The sequence below is a fragment of the Leifsonia sp. NPDC056665 genome, assembly GCF_042791795.1.
Lineage (GTDB): Bacteria > Actinomycetota > Actinomycetes > Actinomycetales > Microbacteriaceae > Leifsonia.
Genome location: NZ_JBHTXK010000001.1, coordinates 361004 through 378921 on the forward strand (window position 1 = coordinate 361004; position 17918 = coordinate 378921).

The 17918-nt window shown below is 64.3% G+C and carries 21 protein-coding genes; 12 read left to right on the plus strand and 9 right to left on the minus strand.

Annotation, left to right across the window (positions count from 1 at the left end):
• Positions 1 to 2: 2 nt before the first annotated feature.
• Positions 3 to 164 carry a hypothetical protein gene (locus ACFQ9V_RS01570; protein WP_382457422.1) on the minus strand — a complete coding sequence of 54 codons (162 nt, stop codon included), beginning with the start codon at positions 162 to 164 and terminating at the stop codon, positions 3 to 5.
• 54 nt (positions 165 to 218) lie between these two features.
• On the opposite strand from ACFQ9V_RS01570, the gene ACFQ9V_RS01575 reads away from it, so the two are divergent.
• Both ACFQ9V_RS01575 and ACFQ9V_RS01580 read left to right on the plus strand, forming a co-directional pair.
• A complete protein-coding gene (locus ACFQ9V_RS01575; protein WP_382457423.1) occupies positions 219 to 731 on the plus strand; it encodes a hypothetical protein in 513 nt (170 codons plus the stop codon).
• 64 nt (positions 732 to 795) lie between these two features.
• Complete coding sequence (locus ACFQ9V_RS01580; RefSeq protein ID WP_382457424.1) at positions 796 to 2031, plus strand: S8 family serine peptidase; 1236 nt, start codon at positions 796 to 798, stop codon at positions 2029 to 2031.
• A 10-nt stretch (positions 2032 to 2041) separates the two neighbouring features.
• On the opposite strand, the gene ACFQ9V_RS01585 is transcribed toward ACFQ9V_RS01580, so the two are convergent.
• Entirely contained in the window at positions 2042 to 2773 is a 732-nt protein-coding gene (locus tag ACFQ9V_RS01585) for a flavodoxin family protein (RefSeq protein WP_382457425.1), read from the minus strand.
• Positions 2774 to 2933: 160 nt separating this feature from the next.
• On the opposite strand from ACFQ9V_RS01585, the gene ACFQ9V_RS01590 reads away from it, so the two are divergent.
• Together ACFQ9V_RS01590 and ACFQ9V_RS01595 are read left to right on the plus strand one after the other, a co-directional pair.
• The gene (locus tag ACFQ9V_RS01590) at positions 2934 to 4997 is read left to right on the plus strand and encodes an MDR family MFS transporter (protein WP_382457426.1); all 2064 of its coding nucleotides are present in this window, start codon (positions 2934 to 2936) and stop codon (positions 4995 to 4997) included.
• A 63-nt stretch (positions 4998 to 5060) separates the two neighbouring features.
• Positions 5061 to 5648 carry a TetR family transcriptional regulator gene (locus ACFQ9V_RS01595; protein WP_382457427.1) on the plus strand — a complete coding sequence of 196 codons (588 nt, stop codon included), beginning with the start codon at positions 5061 to 5063 and terminating at the stop codon, positions 5646 to 5648.
• Positions 5649 to 5687: 39 nt separating this feature from the next.
• On the opposite strand, the gene ACFQ9V_RS01600 is transcribed toward ACFQ9V_RS01595, so the two are convergent.
• Complete coding sequence (locus ACFQ9V_RS01600) at positions 5688 to 6974, minus strand: MFS transporter (RefSeq protein WP_382457428.1); 1287 nt, start codon at positions 6972 to 6974, stop codon at positions 5688 to 5690.
• 83 nt (positions 6975 to 7057) lie between these two features.
• Between ACFQ9V_RS01600 and ACFQ9V_RS01605 the strand changes: the two genes are divergently transcribed.
• Positions 7058 to 7558 (plus strand): DUF1003 domain-containing protein, encoded by a 501-nt coding sequence (locus ACFQ9V_RS01605; RefSeq protein ID WP_382457429.1) that lies wholly within the window; start codon positions 7058 to 7060, stop codon positions 7556 to 7558.
• Positions 7559 to 7567: 9 nt separating this feature from the next.
• Here the strand turns inward: ACFQ9V_RS01605 and ACFQ9V_RS01610 are convergent, their stop codons facing one another.
• Positions 7568 to 8173 (minus strand): TetR/AcrR family transcriptional regulator, encoded by a 606-nt coding sequence (locus ACFQ9V_RS01610; protein ID WP_382457430.1) that lies wholly within the window; start codon positions 8171 to 8173, stop codon positions 7568 to 7570.
• 81 nt (positions 8174 to 8254) lie between these two features.
• Here ACFQ9V_RS01610 and ACFQ9V_RS01615 point away from each other — a divergent pair, with 81 nt between their 5' ends.
• The 4 genes from ACFQ9V_RS01615 (at position 8255) to ACFQ9V_RS01630 (ending at position 11956) form a co-directional block, all read left to right on the plus strand.
• Positions 8255 to 8716 (plus strand): SRPBCC domain-containing protein, encoded by a 462-nt coding sequence (locus tag ACFQ9V_RS01615; protein WP_382457431.1) that lies wholly within the window; start codon positions 8255 to 8257, stop codon positions 8714 to 8716.
• A gap of 378 nt (positions 8717 to 9094) precedes the next feature.
• Positions 9095 to 10135: a tyrosine-type recombinase/integrase gene (locus tag ACFQ9V_RS01620; RefSeq protein WP_382457432.1), complete on the plus strand. Its 1041-nt coding sequence runs from the start codon at positions 9095 to 9097 to the stop codon at positions 10133 to 10135.
• Entirely contained in the window at positions 10132 to 10473 is a 342-nt protein-coding gene (locus ACFQ9V_RS01625) for a helix-turn-helix domain-containing protein (RefSeq protein ID WP_382457433.1), read from the plus strand. Before ACFQ9V_RS01620 ends, ACFQ9V_RS01625 begins: the two co-directional genes overlap by 4 nt.
• A gap of 61 nt (positions 10474 to 10534) precedes the next feature.
• On the plus strand, positions 10535 to 11956 hold the full coding sequence (locus ACFQ9V_RS01630; RefSeq protein WP_382457434.1) for a hypothetical protein: 1422 nt from the start codon (positions 10535 to 10537) through the stop codon (positions 11954 to 11956).
• Between the two features lie 61 nt (positions 11957 to 12017).
• On the opposite strand, the gene ACFQ9V_RS01635 is transcribed toward ACFQ9V_RS01630, so the two are convergent.
• From ACFQ9V_RS01635 to ACFQ9V_RS01655, 5 genes are all read right to left on the minus strand, one after another.
• Positions 12018 to 12401, minus strand: coding sequence for a hypothetical protein (locus ACFQ9V_RS01635; RefSeq protein ID WP_382457435.1), 384 nt, complete (start codon positions 12399 to 12401; stop codon positions 12018 to 12020).
• A gap of 28 nt (positions 12402 to 12429) precedes the next feature.
• Entirely contained in the window at positions 12430 to 13314 is an 885-nt protein-coding gene (locus ACFQ9V_RS01640) for a hypothetical protein (RefSeq protein WP_382457436.1), read from the minus strand.
• Between the two features lie 326 nt (positions 13315 to 13640).
• Positions 13641 to 14006 carry a hypothetical protein gene (locus ACFQ9V_RS01645; RefSeq protein ID WP_382457437.1) on the minus strand — a complete coding sequence of 122 codons (366 nt, stop codon included), beginning with the start codon at positions 14004 to 14006 and terminating at the stop codon, positions 13641 to 13643.
• A 186-nt stretch (positions 14007 to 14192) separates the two neighbouring features.
• Positions 14193 to 14888: a hypothetical protein gene (locus tag ACFQ9V_RS01650; RefSeq protein ID WP_382457438.1), complete on the minus strand. Its 696-nt coding sequence runs from the start codon at positions 14886 to 14888 to the stop codon at positions 14193 to 14195.
• 144 nt (positions 14889 to 15032) lie between these two features.
• Positions 15033 to 15602, minus strand: coding sequence for a TetR/AcrR family transcriptional regulator (locus ACFQ9V_RS01655; protein WP_382457439.1), 570 nt, complete (start codon positions 15600 to 15602; stop codon positions 15033 to 15035).
• A gap of 84 nt (positions 15603 to 15686) precedes the next feature.
• Between ACFQ9V_RS01655 and ACFQ9V_RS01660 the strand changes: the two genes are divergently transcribed.
• The 3 genes from ACFQ9V_RS01660 to ACFQ9V_RS01670 all read left to right on the plus strand — a co-directional run bounded on the left by ACFQ9V_RS01660 (position 15687) and on the right by ACFQ9V_RS01670 (position 17847).
• Entirely contained in the window at positions 15687 to 16538 is an 852-nt protein-coding gene (locus ACFQ9V_RS01660) for an MBL fold metallo-hydrolase (RefSeq protein WP_382457440.1), read from the plus strand.
• 73 nt (positions 16539 to 16611) lie between these two features.
• Entirely contained in the window at positions 16612 to 17226 is a 615-nt protein-coding gene (locus tag ACFQ9V_RS01665) for an isochorismatase family cysteine hydrolase (protein ID WP_382457441.1), read from the plus strand.
• 210 nt (positions 17227 to 17436) lie between these two features.
• Positions 17437 to 17847 carry a VOC family protein gene (locus tag ACFQ9V_RS01670; protein ID WP_382457442.1) on the plus strand — a complete coding sequence of 137 codons (411 nt, stop codon included), beginning with the start codon at positions 17437 to 17439 and terminating at the stop codon, positions 17845 to 17847.
• Positions 17848 to 17918 lie beyond the last annotated feature (71 nt).

Below are 17918 nucleotides of genomic sequence, written 5' to 3' on the forward strand. Positions count from 1 at the left end.
TCCTACGGTCGGCCGTTGAGATCGCGCGCAGTGCCGCAGAACGCGCACACCAGCGTGAACCGGGGGCTCCGGTCGACGGTGACGATGGACGGGTAGGCGGTGCGGCCGGCGCAGCGCGGGCAGCTGCTCGCGGTGTCGGGGAGGCGGGAGTCGAGGGTCGTCATACGTTGGAGACCCGTGCGGAGCGCGGCCGTGACGCGGGTGGATAGCCTGGAGCAGTGCACGAAGCCGAACCGATCACGTTGACCATCGGCGGAGCCACCCGCACGGACCTGCGCACCGCCCTGCGGTCGCACGGTGTCCTTGTGAACGCGCACGCCGAGACGCTGCTCGATCACGAGGCGTTCGACGTGCGGGAACCGGTGGAGCTGACCATTGTCGAGCGCTGTTTGGGCGAGCTGGGCCTCGGCGACGGCGGCTCCCTCCCGGAGGTCTTCGCAGCGGCGCGCGAGCAGGGACTGTCGCTGTGCCCTCCCGACACCGGCCCCTACCTCCGGCTCGCGATGCGGTCGCAGCCGAACGCGCCCGATTCGGTGCTGTCGGCAGGACGCTCGCCGGCGGGGTCGATCAAGGTCGCCGCTTCGCCGCTGAGTGACGATGTCGAGTTCCCGAAGGGCTTCTACCTGCGGGTGGTCGACGACGTGCAGTGGCTGCGCGGCTACCGCTGCGACGACGAGTACCGGTTCTCCGCCGGCGACCGGTTCGCGTTCACGCTCCCGTCGCTGCAGTGACATTGATGTGCGATATGCTTGTGATGAAGCCAACAATTGCGTGCGCACCAGTGAGGAAACATCGATGCGGAAATCAATCACCAAGGGGCTCATCGGAACGGCGGTGGTCGCTCCGATCGTGCTGAGCACCGGCGTCGCCGCCGTCGCCGCCCCCGAGAACGACCAGTGGACGCGGTCGAACATCGCCATGAACCTGGGCGCTGACGCGTCCGGGGCGTACGCCGACGCCGGGGGAGCTCGGTTCGATGGAACGGGCCAGATCGTGTTCGACATCGACGGCGCGTTCACCGGCGGCAATTCGCTCATGAAGGACGCCGACGGGAAGTCGAAGGTCGCCGCCGAGTACTGCTTCGGGCTCGCCTCTGACAGCACGGCTTGGCCGAGCCTGTGCGAGAAGTCCGACATGATCAACACCGGGTACCTGTACAAGGGCCCGTCGTACTTCAGCACCCTGCCCGGTAGCTCAGCCCCGTCGCTGCGATGCGTCGACTCCGCCAAGGATCCCTGCCACGAACTCCACGGCACGGCGACTGCGGGCGCCGTGGTGGGTCAGCGGGGCATCCGCTGGGAGCTCAACGCGGACGGCTCGTACACGCAGGTCTCCACGGCCGGGGCGGCGAGCGGCGCGAAGGTGGTTCAGATGAAGGTCGGCGGTGGCACGTCGTCCGGAGCCAACGACGCGTACGGCTGGTCGGGGGAGTCCGTCGTGAACGCCCTCAACTGGATCGACAACGCCGTGACGACGGAGCTCGCCTACCGCGGAAAGGTCGCCGCGGTGACCCTTTCGGTCGCCGGAGACGCGATCGGCGCCAATGGCGCATGCAGCACGATCGGACAGGCCATCGACGCGGCGGCCGGGCGGCTCACGACCAAGGGCATCGCGGTCATCATGGCTGCCGGCAACGAGGGCGTCGACTCGCTGGGCGCCTGGAACTGCGGAAAGAACGTGATCACCGTCGGCGCGACCAAGACGCTCCAGCCGCACGTGCGGGCCAGCTACTCCAACCACGCCGCGAGCACGCGCCTGTACGCTCCGGTCGGCGAAGGCGACTACCTGAAGCGGGACGGCGTCCTGCTGCCGTACAAGAGCGATGGCACCTTCTACGCGATGGGAACGTCGTTCGCCGCTCCTCAGGTCGCCGGTGCCTTCGCCGTTCTGCGGGAGAAGTTCGCCTACGACCCGACGGTCGACGAGCTGGTCGATCTGCTCGCCAAGACCGGAACGCCGGTCACCGGACCCGGTTCGCCCGCGTCCGCCCGCGACATCGACATCCAGGCGGCGCTCAACGCAACTCCGTGATGGGCGAGCCTCAGGAACGGTACTCGGGGTTCGGGAAGTCGAACCGGGTCCCCGCGTCCCACTCCTTGCGCTGGTTGCCGTAATCGGGGAAGCCGCCGGCGTCCTTCAGCAGCCGGGCCAGGTGCAGGAGGTTCCAGGTGAGGAAGGTCGTGTTCCGGTTCGTGAAGTCGTTGTCGAACCCGACACGCCTGCCGTCGCCCGCGTCATCCCCGTAGCTGGGGCCGGGGCCGGCCTCGCCGATCCAGCCGGCGTCGGCCTGCGGAGGGATCGAGTAGCCGATGTGCTGCAGGCTGTAGAGCACGTTGGACGCGCAGTGCTTGATGCCGTCCTCGTTGCCGGTGATGAGGCACCCGCCCGTGCGGCCGTAGAACAGCCACTGGCCTTTCTCGTTGAGCTCGCCCGAGTGCGCGTAGAGCCGCTCGATGATCTTCTTGGTCTCGCTGCTGTTGTCGCCGAGCCAGATCGGGCCCGCGATCACGAGGATGTCGGCGGCGAGCACCCGGGGGAAGAGGTCGGGCCAGGCGTCCACCTCCCAGCCGTACTCGCGCATGTCGGGGTACACGCCCGTGGCGATCGGGTGGTCGACGGCGCGGAACTGATCGACCTGCACCCCTTGGTCGGACATGATCGACGCGCTCACGTCGATCAGCGACTGGGTGTGGCTGCGGCCGGGGGAGCGGGTGAGGGTCGTGTTGATGAAGAGCGCGTTCAGATCGCTGTAGTCGATGTCCGCTGGGCTCATGGGTCTCACGGTAGAGAGCGGACGTCCACCTGTCCAGCGGATCCTTCTCGACGTCGTAAGCATTTTTCAGCAAACGCAGATGTGCATTCGTGTATTGTTGCACTGCCTGCAAAAAACACATCGCCAAAAGGAACCCGTCTTGTCTGCAACCACTGCGCCCGTGAGGGTGCAACCAGCGGCGCCTGCGCCGCACGAATCGAAGCCGATCATGTCGCACCGGCAGATTCTTCTCGTCATCTACGGCCTCATGGCCGGCATGTTCCTGTCGTCGCTCGACCAGACGATCGTCGGCACGGCGATCCGCACCATCGGTGACGACCTCCACGGGCTCAACGACCAGGCGTGGGTCACCACGGCCTACCTGATCACGTCCACGATCGCGGTCCCGATCTACGGCAAGCTGTCCGACATCTTCGGCCGCCGCCCGCTGTACATCTTCGGCATCGTCGTGTTCCTGCTCGGCTCCCTGCTCTCGGCGTTCTCGACGTCGATGATGATGCTGGCCGCGTTCCGCGCGTTCCAGGGGATCGGCGCCGGCGCGCTGATGTCCCTACCGCTGGCGATCATGGGCGACATCCTGGCTCCGCGTGAGCGCGCCAAGTACCAGGGCTACTTCCTGGCCGTCTTCGGCATCTCGTCGGTCATCGGCCCGCTCATCGGCGGCCTGTTCGCGGGAGCGAACCAGATCCTCTTCGTCACAGGGTGGCGCTGGGTCTTCCTCATCAACGTCCCGATCGGGATCGTCGCACTGCTCATGGTGCTGGCCTTCCTGCACCTGCCGAAGTTCCACAAGGCCGCGAAGCCGCGCATCGACTGGTGGGGCGCGACCGCGGTCATCGTGACGCTCGTCCCGGTGCTGCTGGTCGCAGAGCAGGGTCGTGACTGGGGCTGGACCTCCGTCGCCTCCATCAGCTGCTACGTGATCGCCGCAGTCGGCCTGCTCTCCTTCATCCTCATCGAGCGCTACATGAAGGACGACGCGATCATCCCGCTCCGCCTGTTCCGTTCGCGGGTGTTCTCGATGGCGACCGTGCTCGGCGTGCTCGTCGGCTTCGGAATGTTCGGCGCCATGCTGACCCTGCCGCTGTACCTGCAGATCGTCTTCGGGCTGAGCCCGACGGCCTCCGGCTTCGCCACGCTGCCGATGATGGCGGGCCTGATGATCGCCTCGATCGCTTCGGGTCAGATCATCGCTCGCACGGGCAAGTACCGGATCTTCCCCGTCACGGGAACGCTGTTCACGGCGGCCGGCTTCTTCGTGCTGACGTTCCTCACGATCGACAAGCCGCTCTGGTTCCTGATGATCGCGATGTTCCTCATCGGGCTCGGACTCGGCCAGATGATGCAGACGCTCACCCTGGCCAGCCAGAACGCAGTCGCGCCGAACCAGATGGGCGTCGCCACGGGTGCGTCCACCTTCTTCCGCCAGATCGGTGGAACCCTCGGTGTCGCCGTGCTGCTCTCGGTGCTCTTCGCCGCCCTGCCGGGCAACATCGTCACGGCGACGGCCGACCAGAAGACCCTGAGCTCCGCACTGGACGCCGCCCTGACACCGGAGGTCGCGACCGCGCCGCACAACAAGGCGATCATGAAGCAGCTCTGGACGCCGATCGTCACCCCGCTGGAGAAGGGCGTCCAGGACCAGCTCGACGCAGGCGTGACGAAGGCGAAGGCCGCCGCCGGCGCCGCCGTGACCGAGAAGGTCACCGCCGCCGTCGACGCGCAGGTCGCTGCCGGGAACATCCCGGCCGAGGCCGCTGCGCCGGTCATCGCCCAGCAGGTCGCGGCGGCGACGCCTCAGGCAGAGGCCGCAGCACTCGCCGCGGTGGCGAAGGCGGCCCACGCCACGGTCGTCAACGGGACCGTCGAAGTGAACTGGGCGAACGCGAGCCAGCGCGGCTTCTACGTCGACAAGCTGACCCCGACGCTCGCCGACAAGCTGAAGACGGGCGACTCGAAGGCGAACAACTCGAGCAGCAGCGCGACGAGCGACACGTCGTTCCTCGACGGCGCCGACCAGCGCCTGAGCAAGCCGTTCATGGTCGGCTTCAACGATTCCGTGGTCCTGGTCTACACGATCGGCCTCGGAGTGATCCTGCTCGCCTTCGTCCTCAGCCTGTTCTTCAAGGTGCCCCCGCTGCGGAAGACCTCCGCGCTGCAGCAGCAGGTCGATGAGGGCGGCGCGACCCTGACCGGAAGCATCCGGGCGGTGCCGCAGAGCTGATCGGGGGAGTGGGCGGCGTCCCCGTGACGCCGCCTGCTCCGCTCGGTCGGAAGACATCAGATCGTGACCACAATCGACATCCACCCCGAGGCCGTCGGCCTCCGGGAGCGCAAGAAGCTCCAGACCCGCACCGCGATCCACGAAGCGGCCTTCCGCCTCATCGACTCGCAGGGGCTGGACGCGACGACGGTCGAGCAGATCTGCCACCAGGCAGACGTCTCGGGCCGGACCTTCTTCAACTACTTCCCCTCCAAGGCCGCGGCGGCCCTCGAATTCCAGGGCCCCACCATCCACCCGGATGTGGAGCAGGCGTTCCTGTCTCACCCCGGCAGCCTGGTCATGGCCCTGTGCGAGGTGATCGGCAGCGGTTCCGAGCACGGCCCTGACCTGGTCAGTATCAAGCGGCTCCTGAGCCGGCGACCCGAGCTGCTGACGACGGCGACCCGGATCATGGTCGAGGTGCGGGAGATGTACGTCGACCTCGCCGCTCAGCGCGCACGCAGCAGATCCGAAGCGGAGCTCGCCGTCGTCCTCGTGATGGCTGCACTCAGCAAGACCCTGCACGACGACAATGCGCCCGATGAGCCGATCGGTGAGCAGCTGAAGGCGACGGTGCGGCAGCTCCTCGCCCTCGACTGCGACGAGACGTGACCATCACCGCCGAGGGGGAGTGGGCGAACTGAGTCCGTCTCACGTCCCTCCGGGCGGGTCCGCGTGCTCGGCCGCGTACAGCGGGGAGAGGACGACGATGAGCGCCGCGACCGCGAAGACCGCGGCGCCGACTCCGATGGTCAGGCGGTAGCCGAGCATCGACGCCAGGAGCCCCGCGAGGAGCGCGCCGACGAAGAACACGACGCGGTTGACGGTCCGGATGGTCGAGTTCATCCGCCCTTGGATGGCGTCGGGTGCGACGGACTGCCGGTAGCCGGTGTCGTTCGGGTCCTCGACGCCCATCGAGAGGCAGTAGACGAACTGGGCCGCCGCAACGAGCGCGATGCCGCCGCCGGCCGTGCCGACCGGCACGACGGCGAGGGCGAGCCAGGGCACGACGACCAGGGCTCTCGCGAGAAAGATCGCCCGGCCGGCGCCGAGCCGGGCGCCGGCCCGTGGCGCGATGAGCGCGCCCAGGAATCCGCCGACGCCGCCGAACGCCAGGGCGAGCCCGTACGCCCAGGGCTGGAGCTGGAGCTCGCGGAGGACGAAGACCGCGAACACGGTCATCACGATGCTGTTGCCGAGGAACCACGTGTGGATCGACAGGGCCAGCGGCCGCAGCGTCCGGTGGCGGTAGGTGTAGCGCATGCCTTCGGCGATGTCGTGACCGATGTGAAGGCCGGCGACGCGTGGGCCGGGTGCGGGCTCGTCGACCCGGATCCGCGACTGGAGCGCCGCCGAGACCGCCGTGAAGATCGCGTCGAACGCGAACAGGAGGGGCGCGCCGAGAACGTTCAGGAGCGCGCCGCCGAGCGCCGGCCCAGCGGTCCCGGCGACAGTCTCGCTCTGCCCGAGGCGCGCGTTGGCCATGACGAGGGATTCCCGGGGAACGATGCGGGGGAGCAGCGGCTGCGCAGCCGAGTCGGCGAACAGCACCAGGACGCCGAGCACCAGTGTCACCGCTGCGACCGACCAGAAACTGAGGGAGTTCGTCACGATCAGAACAGGGATGGCGGCCAGGGCGAGCGCGCGTCCGATGCTCGTGAGGACCAGGGTCCGCTGGCGCCGCCACCGATCCATGAGGGCGCCGATGATCAGGCCGAGGAACAGGTATGGGACGACGCTCAACGCGCTCAGAACGCTGATCTGCAGGGTCGTCGCATGCAGCACCGAGACGACCAGGACGTTGAACGCGACGCCGGAGACCGCGCCGCCGAGCGCCCGGATGCTGCTGGCGCTCCAGAACAGGGCGAACGCGGACCGGCGGAGGATTTCGGGCGGGGGAGAGACGACACGTGCTGGAGTGTCGGCGTCGTCGTCCACTCCGCCAGCCTAGCGAAGCGGCGATTTCGCAGTACGCTCACCCCATCGGCGGGAGGGACCCGCCGCGAGCCTGGAGCAGAGCGATGTCGCAGCCGTCTTCCCCTACCGGAACATCCACCTCCGCCACACCTGCTCCCGGGCGCCGGCGCCCGTTCCTCCGGCCCAGCCGACTGCTCGCCAACGCCCCGCACGAGAAGCTGCATCCCGCGGTGCTCGCCGAGGCCGAACGCCGCGCGTCGAGTGTTCAACTGCGAATCGCCGACGCGATCACCGCGTTCGCCGGGTCGATGATGTTCGTCTACCTGCACATCGTGCTCTTCGCCGTCTGGATGCTCGTGTTCGAGAAGAGCCCCTGGCCGACGCTGACCCTCATCGTCTCGCTCGAGGCGATCTTCCTCTCGACGTTCGTCATGATCGGCCAGAACCGCCAGGCCGCCTTCCAGCAGGCGAAAGCCGACCACGACTACATCGCCCAGCAGAAGCTGCTCGAGGAGAACACCGAGCTCACACGCACGATCCACAGGCTGACCCAGGAGATTCATTCGCGGATGCCCGAGAGCGGCACTCCGTCGGCCGGGGCCTGATTGATCCTGTCAGCGCCCGGATAGCAGTTCGCTGGTCATGACCCGCGCTGCGCGTCGAGCGGCGGCGATGACGGCATCGTCGGGCGTGTTCGTCGTGGCCGCCGCTTGCACCGCGGCGTTGATCGACAGCAGCGCCATGCGGAGTATGACGACAGTCTCCGGAGTGCGCTCGGGGAGAAGTTCACTCAGGTCCTCCGCGAGCTGTGACAACCCGACACTGACGCGGGGCTCCTCGTCGCCCCCGGTCAGGCCTGCCAGCAGAAGAGGATTCGCTGCGAGAAATCGTATGCCCTGCAGCTTCTCTACGGTGAACGAGTCGACCCAACGGAATACCGCGTCCGCCAGCAACTCCGGCGATACGGGCTGTTCGCTGACCCAGGCGACCAGTTCCTCTGCCTCGTTCCCGCGTTTGTCGAGGAGGGACTGCACGATCGCTTCTTTGCCGTCGAAGTAGTAATACAGCGACGCCTTATTGATACCCAGCTCGTCCGCGATCTGCCGGAGCGACGTCGCCTCGTAGCCCTGCTCGGTGAACAGCCTCAGAGCCACTTGCTGCGCCGCCTCACGGGTCCGCACCCCGCGACCGCTCGTACCGACTTCCTGTCTCTCGCTCATCAAACTCATCTTACCTACCATTCGGTAGACAATCTACCTACCGATAGGTAGGCTGGGTTTACTTGATGAAAGGCGAAGAGCATGGCCGAATACACCGTCGTCCGCGACTACCCGTACCCGATCGAGGAAGTCTGGGCTGTTCTCACCGAGCCCGAGCAGGTCGCTCAGTGGACCACGACCGGGCAGGGAGGAAGGCCGGAGGGCTTTGCTGCCGCTGCGGGCACGAAGTTCCGATTCGTGGGAAAGCCCACGATCGGCTGGGCAGGGGTCGTGTACTGCGAGGTGATCGCCGTCGATGCCCCTCACTCCATGCACTACACCTGGAAGGGTGACGAGGACACCGATGGCGTCACCGACGTCACTTACCTCCTCGAAGAAACCCCAGAGGGCACGCGGTTCACCTGGCGCCACACGGGGTTCACCGGCGTCGGAGGGTTGGCAATGTCGAAGCTGCTCGGCAGCGTGCGGAAGAAGATGCTCAGCGAGGGCGTGCCGCCGGTGATGGAGGCATACCATCGGGCGCGACAGCGACCGACGCGCTAACAGCGGCCGCCATCCTCGTTCCGCCACACAAGTTGAAGCGCTGATAATGCACATTATGTCAGTTCGTAACGGGTGTATCGGCAGAATCTGCAGGTATACCCTCCCCTGATAATCGGATGTTGTGGCTCCAGAATCCAGTTCCGATCGGGAGTTCCTTCTGGGCTCAGAGTCGCAGTTCCGGTTGTCGGCTAGCCAAAATCATGATGCGCCAGAACCTGCGCTGATCGGCCGTTTACCAATCTCGGTCTGCGGAATTCGCACGTTGTCTGCAAGATTTGCATTCGATGAGGTGTGACTGTGAGTGATGGCTTTGGGCGACTGAGTTGGCTCCCGACTCCGGAGGTGCAGTCAGATCCCGATGCGTTCCTGAGTGAGGTCTTGACCGGGTGGAAGCGGCAGCAGCTGGCTAACAACTTCGGGTTGGCGACAGTCCGACGACGCACGCGCGCGGTCTTGCGAATGGCGTCGTTCGTCGGCTCCTACCCGTGGGAGTGGTTGCCTGGCGACGCTGACGAGTTCTTCGCCCACTTGCGCGGCGTCCAGAATCTGGCTTACAACACGGTCCGGGCGTATCAAGGCGACGTGAAGCTGTTCCTCGACTATGCCGGAGACCCGGCATACGACTGGAACGAGAGCTGCGGCCGCCTGTTCGGGACCGTCTTCTCGCAGGTCGTAACAGACTTGAACAGGAGCCGTCATGTTCAAGAGACTGCGGAAGCCTCCGTTCGGCCATTCAGCGTTCGAGAGCTGCAGGAGTTCTTCGACCTTGCCGACCTCGAACCCGAGCGCGTCCTTCGAGCTGGTCGACGCGGGGCATTGACGGCTTGGCGGGATGCGATCGCGTTCAAGACCCTCTACGCCTGGGGGCTGAGGCTCAACGAGATGCGCCACCTGATCGTCGCGGACTACTCCCGTAATGTCCGCACACCGTCGTTCGGCGAGTGGGGCGTCCTTCGGGTGCGGATGGGTAAAGCGATGAAGGGCTCTCCCGCAAAACAGCGAACTGTTCTCACGGTCTTCGACTGGTCCGTCGACATGATGGACCACTGGGTCCGTGTTGGACTTCCTCGCTTCGGGCTCGAGCGGGCCACGCCGCTGTTTCCCACCGAGACCGGGCAGCGTCTGGATCCTCGAAATCTGCGTCGGAAGTTCCATCAACTCGTCAACGAACTCGGCTTCGCTCCAGGCTTGGATCTGCACTCGTTCCGTCGCAGTTACGCCACGAACCTGCAGCTCGAACTCGGCATGGACGTCTCCTTTGTCCAGCTGCAGCTCGGACACGAACATGCGTCCACTACGTCGATCTACACCGTCGCCTCTCCCGACTACCGTTCCCGGCAGCTCAACCGCATCCTCACCGGGACGCTCGAACGCAGCGGCGCCACACTCCCCCGCCCCGACCGGAAGGATCCACAATGAAGCGCCAAGTGGAATATCAGTGGCATGTGCGGGAACTGATGGCTCGAACCGGGATGCGCAACAGCCGCGACCTCGTGGGCCCGTTGCGCGATCGCGGCATCACGCTCTCGGAGTCGCAGATCTATCGCCTCGCGATGCAGGATCCAGAGCGCATCGCCTTCAAGGTCCTGGTCGCACTGGCCGACATCTTCCGCGTCGAAGTAAACGAACTCGTCACCTACACCGCCACCAGCATCCGTTCTGCGCGTCCAAAAGCCGTCGGCTCCGCCGCCGAAGTCCCGCTTCTCGAGGCCTACCGTCCAGTACGCGCGCGAGTTCTCCGTCCAGATGACGAATGAACTCCGTGGCCGCGGTCGACCCAGAAGTTCGGGAGCCCACGAGTGCGGCCGATGCGGGCAGATGGTCGCTAAGATCCGCGTGCGCTGGCCGGACGGCGGCATCTGCGGTGCCTGCTTCACCACCGCAGTCAATACCTACGGCACATGTGCTCAGTGCAGTACCGAGCGTCTCCTCCCCGGCCGCTCCCCCAGTAATGAAATCATCTGCCGGGACTGCGCGGGCATCACCACCACCCTGAGCTGCGATCGGTGTGACCGGGAAGGCGAACGCATCCGAAGCGGCCTCTGTGCAAGCTGCGTCGTCACCGAAGATCTCGCCGCGATCCTGCATCCCAACAATCCGCCGGACCTGCGCCTTCACCGGCTCATACGAGAAATGGCTTCCACCAACCGACCTCAGAGCATCCGGACGTGGATGCGAGGGAAGGGCGCGTCCGAGCTCCTCCGCCGTTTGGGCTCCCGGGACCTAGCCCTGAATCACGACGCCTTCGACCGAGAACCACCGTCGCGTGCAGTAGAACATCTACGCGAAATGCTCGTCCATCACCACATCCTGCCCTCCCGCGGCGACATCCGCCTCGCCCGCTTCGAGACCTGGCTCGACAACCGCTTGGACTCGTTTGCAGGCAACCCACACGTTCTGCAACCGCTTGAGCAGTTCGGCCGATGGCACCATCTGCGACGCCTCCGTCAAGAACCGCCGGCGCCGAACATGGACCATGCGACGCGCGCAGCCAAACAGGAGATCACCGAAGCGGGCAAGTTCCTCATCTGGCTCCAATCTCAGCACGGCGCGCACGTAGATGACCTGAGACAAGAGCACATCGATCTCTACTGGTCCGAGGGATCCTCCACCCGAAAACACATCCGCAACTTCCTCCAACAACGTGGACTTACCGGCCATCGACGCGGAATGATCGCTCCGGCACGCGAAGCTCAAACCAGTCCCAGCATCACTGGCCGTGAGCGACTCGATCACCTCCGCCGAGTCGTCGAAGCCGACAAGGTCACCCTTTCAACTCGCGTAGCAGCGATCATCTTGCTTCTCTACGGGACGCCTATCGGGACCATAGCCGGCCTCAGGGTCGACGACTTCGTTACCTCGCTGGACGGGATGACAATCTCTCTCGGCAGGCAGCCAGCGCCCATCCCCGACCCACTCATTCCGCTGTTCACCGACTATCTTGCCAACCGGTCACACAACGGCACGATGAACAAGAACTCGCCCTGGCTCTTTCCGTCCACGAACGCCGGCCAACACATCAGCGCAACGTCTCTGCTTCGCCGCTTCAAGATCTTCGGCATACAAGCTCTCGGCGCGCGCAATGCCACCCTGGCCGACCTCACGCTAGAACTCGACCCGACCAGCCTCGCCTCCCTCCTGGGATACTCGGCAAAGATCATGACGAAGCACGCCGCTCGCGCTGGAGTCACAATGGCCATCTACCCGGCTTTGCACCTTCCAGCGGACGGGCCACAGTAGGAGCCCGGGAAATCAGGATGCGCACGAACTAAAGGACCGATGACTACTCGTGCGGGCCGTTTTAGCTGACCAGCATCGACCGCGCCGCCACGAGAACATCGTCGGCCGCCCCCGGGACTGCATTCCTGATGTAGCGGGCCGGCGACTCATCACCGAGGAAAGGGTTCATCCCCTGAAACCAGGTGCTAATCGTGATCGGGTCGATCCCCTCTTCCAGAATTCCTAAGGCGTGAAGTGCTGTTCGCAACCGACAATCGTTGTCAGGATTTGGTGCGTCGTCGCCTTCAGCCCACGCGCGAACGATGCTCGTCTTGGTTACGTTTCCGATGTACGCCACAAGCCGGGCACCGAGTACGCCTCGAAGCCGTACAACCACCTGATCGATCGAAAGCCCTTGTGCATCTTCGCCGGCACGTAGCCCCGGCCGTGCTGTTCCACCGTTCATACGTTGATATTGCCCCTATAGTCAGCAGTCATGTGCTCGGGTTCACGTCGACGATCTCGATTGTGCCTGGAGTCGTAGGAGGGGACCCTTGACGCACGAAGGCTAATGCCTCCTTCGTCGATTTGATCAGTTCAGGAACATACTTGCCGATTTCAACTGGAGTTCCGTCTCGATTGAACCAGACGCTCATGGATTGCCTATCGACGACGAGAAGCCGGACATCTCGGATCTCTACCGGAATTGTCGTTACGGCGACGATCGTGCCGTCACTGACCTCATATGGCACGTTGAAGATCTTGTGCTCGACCATTTTGTTGTCGGGAAACTCCTCGGAAACCGCCACCTGGACGCTCTCGCCAAGAATGGCTGCCGGGTTGAGCCCCAAGTAGACCTGTCCGCGATGCTTATCAGCGATATCGATCGCGTGAAGGTGGTGCAAGAAGTTGTCGTTCTGGTCGGGCTGAGCGAATGGCTGGTAGCTTCGAACCCGCTCGAGCACTTCTGGCTCGAGGAACTTTAGGTCTTTGCCCCACCTGGCTTCCCACTTGCTCTCGTCGTGCTCTGCTGGGAAATAGATCCGCCGCTCGTCGCTCGCGGTTGGGCCAGGAGTTGCCAATAAGCAAATCCCGTAGATCAAGGCATCAAGTGCGCTTCGAAGATTGTGGACTATGTCCCCAAACAGGAGCGACCACTCCTCAACGGGCGCTCGGGCTGTTTCCCTGACTGTCCATTGGAGAGTGTTCGGACCGGTCTGGTGGATGTCCAAATAGACCGCCAACGACGTCGTCCAGACTTCGACTCGTCCCTCGAGCTGACGCCAGATTTCGGCAGCGTGCGCGACTTTCATATCTGACCAAGTCGACGTCTCGATTCCCGCTATGAAGCGGCGTTCAGCTGCGTTGGCTTCGCTCACGTCCGAAGGATCTCACGAGGGGTGCACGATCGGCAGTAGCGACGGTTATGCTCTCGCCATGTCGAGTCCAAGCGAGATTCCTGACTGGTCGCGGTTGAGGCACGGAGAGCGCTATCGCGCTGAGTTACCGGACGGTAGCGAGGTCAACGTCAGGTACTTCGGCGAGTGGGCACACGAACAGGGTCTCCACGACTTCCTGATGGAAGTCGTGACATATGACGACTCCGGAACGACGTTGGCTGAAAGACACACTCACGTACTTCGCTCAGATGGGTGGAGGATCTTTCCGGCTGACGATGCGCCTCACACGTAGGCTCGATGTTCCGTCAGTTGAAGACTGACACTCCTGCCATACTGGGCTGGTACCCCGCGGGAATGCCTCCTGGGAGAACACCCTTGTATTGAGCCGGGAGCACTGCAAAAGCTACGCGCTCGAAGGTGCACGAATCGATGCGTGAGTTCAGAAGGTCGATTTGCCCGAGATACGGGCGTCCAGGTTCCACGGTCCAGAACTGAGCAGGATCAAATTGCAAGCTATCCAGTTCGATGTCGTGAGCCATACCGAGAACGGCGGGACCGAGCAGATGGCATTTTTCGAACAAGTGCCCGTCGATTCGCCCATCATGCTTGCGCGCGAGTTCCACCAAATCGACGGTCTCGGATAGGTGCGAGAACTGGTATGTCGTGCTCATTACTTGACCCTTTCGTCGCAGCATGCTCAGGGACGTGACGCCGGCACAATAGCGACCTTCGCGAGCATTGGCTAGTCGCTGGCATCCCAGGCGGCGTCGGACTTCAGCTACGCGACCGCCCGAGCTCATGCTTTCCGACCAGATTCTGACGACTTGGTATGCAACGCGCGCGTTGCGGGTCGAGGCTCATGCGTCGAGAGGAAAGGCAGGTACGGCTCTCCATTTTGGCGGCTGGTCGCTTAGTGCGATTGCCGCTTGTGTAGACAGAATCTCGGCACCGTAACGCAGAATGCGAGCACAGTTGATCGCGCTGTGGAGGGATAGCGAGTGCTTCCCCGCGGCGTACGGGCGGAGAACGTAGCTTGCGTGGATGCCCGCCTTCATCGGCCCCGGCCATACCTCTGTCAAGTATCCGCGCGTCAAGCCATGGCTGAGCGAATGGCGAACTTGAACCCACGCGTCCGCTTGTCGTACAGCCTCATCCCATCCGACCGATTGCCGGCCCCACCAGTTCGTGCCCCCGACTGCGGGAGGTGAAAACAGCTCGAGCGCAAAGTCTCGCTTCCAATTCAAGTCCTCCCAACTCGAGAGTTGTTTGAGTAGATCGTCATGGAAATCCTTCAATGACGGACTATTGGTGTGCGCTATCCGCACGATCTGCGCAAAGCTCAGACCTCGAATGCCACCCACAACGGCATTGAACTCCTCGACAAACCCTTCAAAGGCTGCCACCGACGTCAGCACCATCGCGGGGGCAAGCGTCATTTGAGGCTGAGTCGGGCGATGCTTCTTACGTCCGTGCAGTTGCTGCAGCCCGTGTGGCACCGCGAGGCTCTTCGCATACCTGTCAACGGTGGATTGCAATGAAGGCGGCGTCGGCATTGGCACAGCGTAACTGCGTCTACGCACCAGGGCCTAGTACACCCGCGAGTGATAACCCCGTTATCCAGTCGCAACGGCTGTATTGGCAGAATCCGCAGGTACACCCTCCCCTGATTTTGGCCTGTCGAACGTGCGACTGGGCGCTCAATCTTTGAGACCGACGAGCTGCACGGACACGAGGTCGAGCGGCCTCGTCGAGCGTTGGGCTCGAGCGAGGACTACGGCGCCTTCCGCGGCGCAGACGAGGACGGTGGCCCGACTCGCAGCCGACTCGGGTACGAGGCCGAACGACTGAAAGCGGCTGGCCAGTGCGGAGACGGCGGTGTCGAACGCTTCCGCACCCAGGTCGAGCATGTGAGGCGTGTCACCGCCGGTTACAACGCCGACCGCGGCACAGCCGGCGCGGAACGCCGTTGACTCGAGCACTTTCCGCCAGATGCCCACATACCCCGAAATGAGTGCCTCCGGCGACTCGGCCGGAATCGCCATGATCTGGTCGCGCATCCAGGACTGCGAGCGTTTCAGCGCCAGCTCGATCAGCTGGGTGCGTCCCCCGGGAAAGTGGTGATAGACGGATCCGCGAGGAGCCCCCGTCCGGGCCAGCACCTCTCTGGTCGACATCCCCTCGAGCCCGCGTTCGGCGATCAGCATCCAGGCCGCATCGACCATCGCCTCGCGCGCACTCTTGGCTGGGCGTTGCTCAGCTTCCGGCATTCGTCACCTTCATTCTCCGAGACTACGACATCGACTACTATGCTATGTTACATAGCATAGTAGTCACGAAAATGAGGAGCTGAGATGAGCGAATCGCTGTCTGTCGAGGTTTACGTGGCACCGATGCGCCCGTTCGTTGGTGCCGCCGGAGAGGCCGGCGATCAACCGATGTGGTCGCCGATGAGCAGCACCCTGATCTACGGGGAACGCGACGCGATCCTCGTCGACGCGCTCGTCGCGAACGAGCAGGTGGATGCGCTGGCGGAGTGGGTCCGCGGCTTCGGGAAGCGCCTGGTCGGGGTGTACATCACGCACGGCCACGCTGATCACTGGCTTGGTCTCGCCCGACTGCAGGAGCACTTCCCCGAGGCGAAGGGACTCGCAACCGCAGAGGTCGCCGAGCGCGCCCGGTTCGAGCTGTCCTTCCCGCCACTTCGGGACTACTGGTTCGCGTCGTTCCCGGGCGAGCTCCCGGAGGCCCCGGTGCATCCCGAGGTAGTCGAGGGCGACTCGTTCGAGCTCGAGGGCAACGAAGTGAGGATCCTCTCTCTCGGGCAGGGCGACACGGAACACTCGACGGCGTTGCACGTGCCGTCGATCGGACTGGTCGTCGCCGGCGACATCGTCTACAACGGCGTGCACATGATGACCGGGGAGACTGACGCGGAGGCACGTGAGGCGTGGATGCGGAGTCTGGATGCGATCGAGGCTCTTGCACCGACGGTGCTGGTCTCCGGCCACAAGCGCGTCGGTGCATCGGACGGACCGGAGCAGATCGAAGCAAGTCGACAGTATCTTCGGGACTTCACCCGCATCGTCGACGAAGGCGGCCCGACTGAGCAGATCGTCACCGACATGCTCAAGCTGCACGGTGACCGGGACAACCCGCGCACCCTCTGGTACTCGGCCAGACAGGCCGTCGGCAAGCGAGCCTGATCGCGTCGTCGCGCGTCTTGTACAAGGCAAGCCCGCACGCTCTTGACCGAACTGAGACGATGGGAATGTTCCGATGACGTATGACTCCTCGACCACCGCCATCCTCCTGGTCGACCCGTATAACGACTTCCTCGCTGTCGGCGGGAAGCTATGGCCTCGCGTGCAGGAGGTCGCCGACGATGTGCGGCTACTCGACCACCTGCGGCAGGTCGTCGCGACCGCACGCTCGCAGGGGTACCGGATCGTCTTCGTGCCCCATCACCGTTGGGAGCCCGGCGACTATGTCGGGTTCGACAACGCGACCCCGTACCAGCTGAGCTCGGCACATGCGCACGTATTCGCAAAAGACACGTGGGGTGGAAGCTTTCACGACGAGTTCACGCCCGTTACCGGGGAGATCGTCGCGCACGAGCACTGGGGATCCAGCGGTTTCGCGAACACTGATCTCGACCTGCAACTGAGACAGCACGGCATTCGCCGCATCGTGCTCGTCGGAATGATCGCCAATACGTGCATAGAAACCACCGGCAAGTTCGGCATGGAACTCGGCTACCACGTCACGCTCGTCACGGACGCAACCTCCGCCTTCAGCCGCGAAGCGATGCATGCAGCCCACACCATCAACGGACCGACCTACGCCCACGCCAGCCTCACCACCGACGAATTGCTCGCACAGCTCGTCGCCTGAGGACCGACCGCAAGGCCAACACAGGTCGCGGGTCGCCTAGTAGCGGCACGAGGCGAAAGACCAGCGCCTGGTCAAATGCGTCCTCAATTGGCGCGCCTCAATCTGCAGAGTGTCCACGCCAATCCATGTACTGGACCGCGCAGAAACCCGACACTGACCACTGACAGATCCACAATGTAGCGGACGCTTCGCGCCGTGTACTCTTCTAGCATGGAGGCCACAGACGACTTCCCCGGCGACGCCGAACTGACGCACATCCTGGTCGTGAACGACGCCGACGTCTCCCGTGATTTCTACCGCGACGTCGTCGGCGCCGAGATCGTCCGCGAGTACGGCGGCACGAGCGTCGTCGCGCGGCTGGCCGGCACCTGGCTCTTGCTGGTGACCGGTGGCGGCCCGACTCCCGACAAGCCGGCCGTGACGTTCTCCGCGCCGTCCGACCCGGACCGGGTCAGCCACGCGATGACGTTCCGGGTGCCTGACTGCGCTGCAGCGTACGAGCTGCTCAGCGCGCGCGGCGCCACCTTCCTGACCCCGCCGATCGACAATGGCCCTGAGGTCCGCTGCTTCTTCCGCGATCCGGACGGGCACCTGATCGAGCTCTCCGAATACCGGGGCTGATTCGACACTCTCCAACCGCCTCGGCGAGCACACCCTTTGTCGTATACGGACCGCTCCTGACACGCGCGGGT

Bases quoted from the DNA above. Each gene is read 5' to 3' on its own strand.
- ACFQ9V_RS01570 (WP_382457422.1), bottom strand. From the start codon at position 164: ATGACGACCCTCGACTCCCGCCTCCCCGACACCGCGAGCAGCTGCCCG.
- ACFQ9V_RS01580 (WP_382457424.1), top strand. From the start codon at position 796: ATGCGGAAATCAATCACCAAGGGGCTCATCGGAACGGCGGTGGTCGCT.
- ACFQ9V_RS01585 (WP_382457425.1), bottom strand. From the start codon at position 2,773: ATGAGCCCAGCGGACATCGACTACAGCGATCTGAACGCGCTCTTCATC.
- ACFQ9V_RS01605 (WP_382457429.1), top strand. From the start codon at position 7,058: ATGTCGCAGCCGTCTTCCCCTACCGGAACATCCACCTCCGCCACACCT.
- ACFQ9V_RS01610 (WP_382457430.1), bottom strand. From the start codon at position 8,173: ATGAGCGAGAGACAGGAAGTCGGTACGAGCGGTCGCGGGGTGCGGACC.
- ACFQ9V_RS01615 (WP_382457431.1), top strand. From the start codon at position 8,255: ATGGCCGAATACACCGTCGTCCGCGACTACCCGTACCCGATCGAGGAA.
- ACFQ9V_RS01625 (WP_382457433.1), top strand. From the start codon at position 10,132: ATGAAGCGCCAAGTGGAATATCAGTGGCATGTGCGGGAACTGATGGCT.
- ACFQ9V_RS01630 (WP_382457434.1), top strand. From the start codon at position 10,535: ATGGTCGCTAAGATCCGCGTGCGCTGGCCGGACGGCGGCATCTGCGGT.
- ACFQ9V_RS01635 (WP_382457435.1), bottom strand. From the start codon at position 12,401: ATGAACGGTGGAACAGCACGGCCGGGGCTACGTGCCGGCGAAGATGCA.
- ACFQ9V_RS01645 (WP_382457437.1), bottom strand. From the start codon at position 14,006: ATGAGCACGACATACCAGTTCTCGCACCTATCCGAGACCGTCGATTTG.
- ACFQ9V_RS01650 (WP_382457438.1), bottom strand. From the start codon at position 14,888: ATGCCGACGCCGCCTTCATTGCAATCCACCGTTGACAGGTATGCGAAG.
- ACFQ9V_RS01655 (WP_382457439.1), bottom strand. From the start codon at position 15,602: ATGCCGGAAGCTGAGCAACGCCCAGCCAAGAGTGCGCGCGAGGCGATG.
- ACFQ9V_RS01660 (WP_382457440.1), top strand. From the start codon at position 15,687: ATGAGCGAATCGCTGTCTGTCGAGGTTTACGTGGCACCGATGCGCCCG.
- ACFQ9V_RS01665 (WP_382457441.1), top strand. From the start codon at position 16,612: ATGACGTATGACTCCTCGACCACCGCCATCCTCCTGGTCGACCCGTAT.
- ACFQ9V_RS01670 (WP_382457442.1), top strand. From the start codon at position 17,437: ATGGAGGCCACAGACGACTTCCCCGGCGACGCCGAACTGACGCACATC.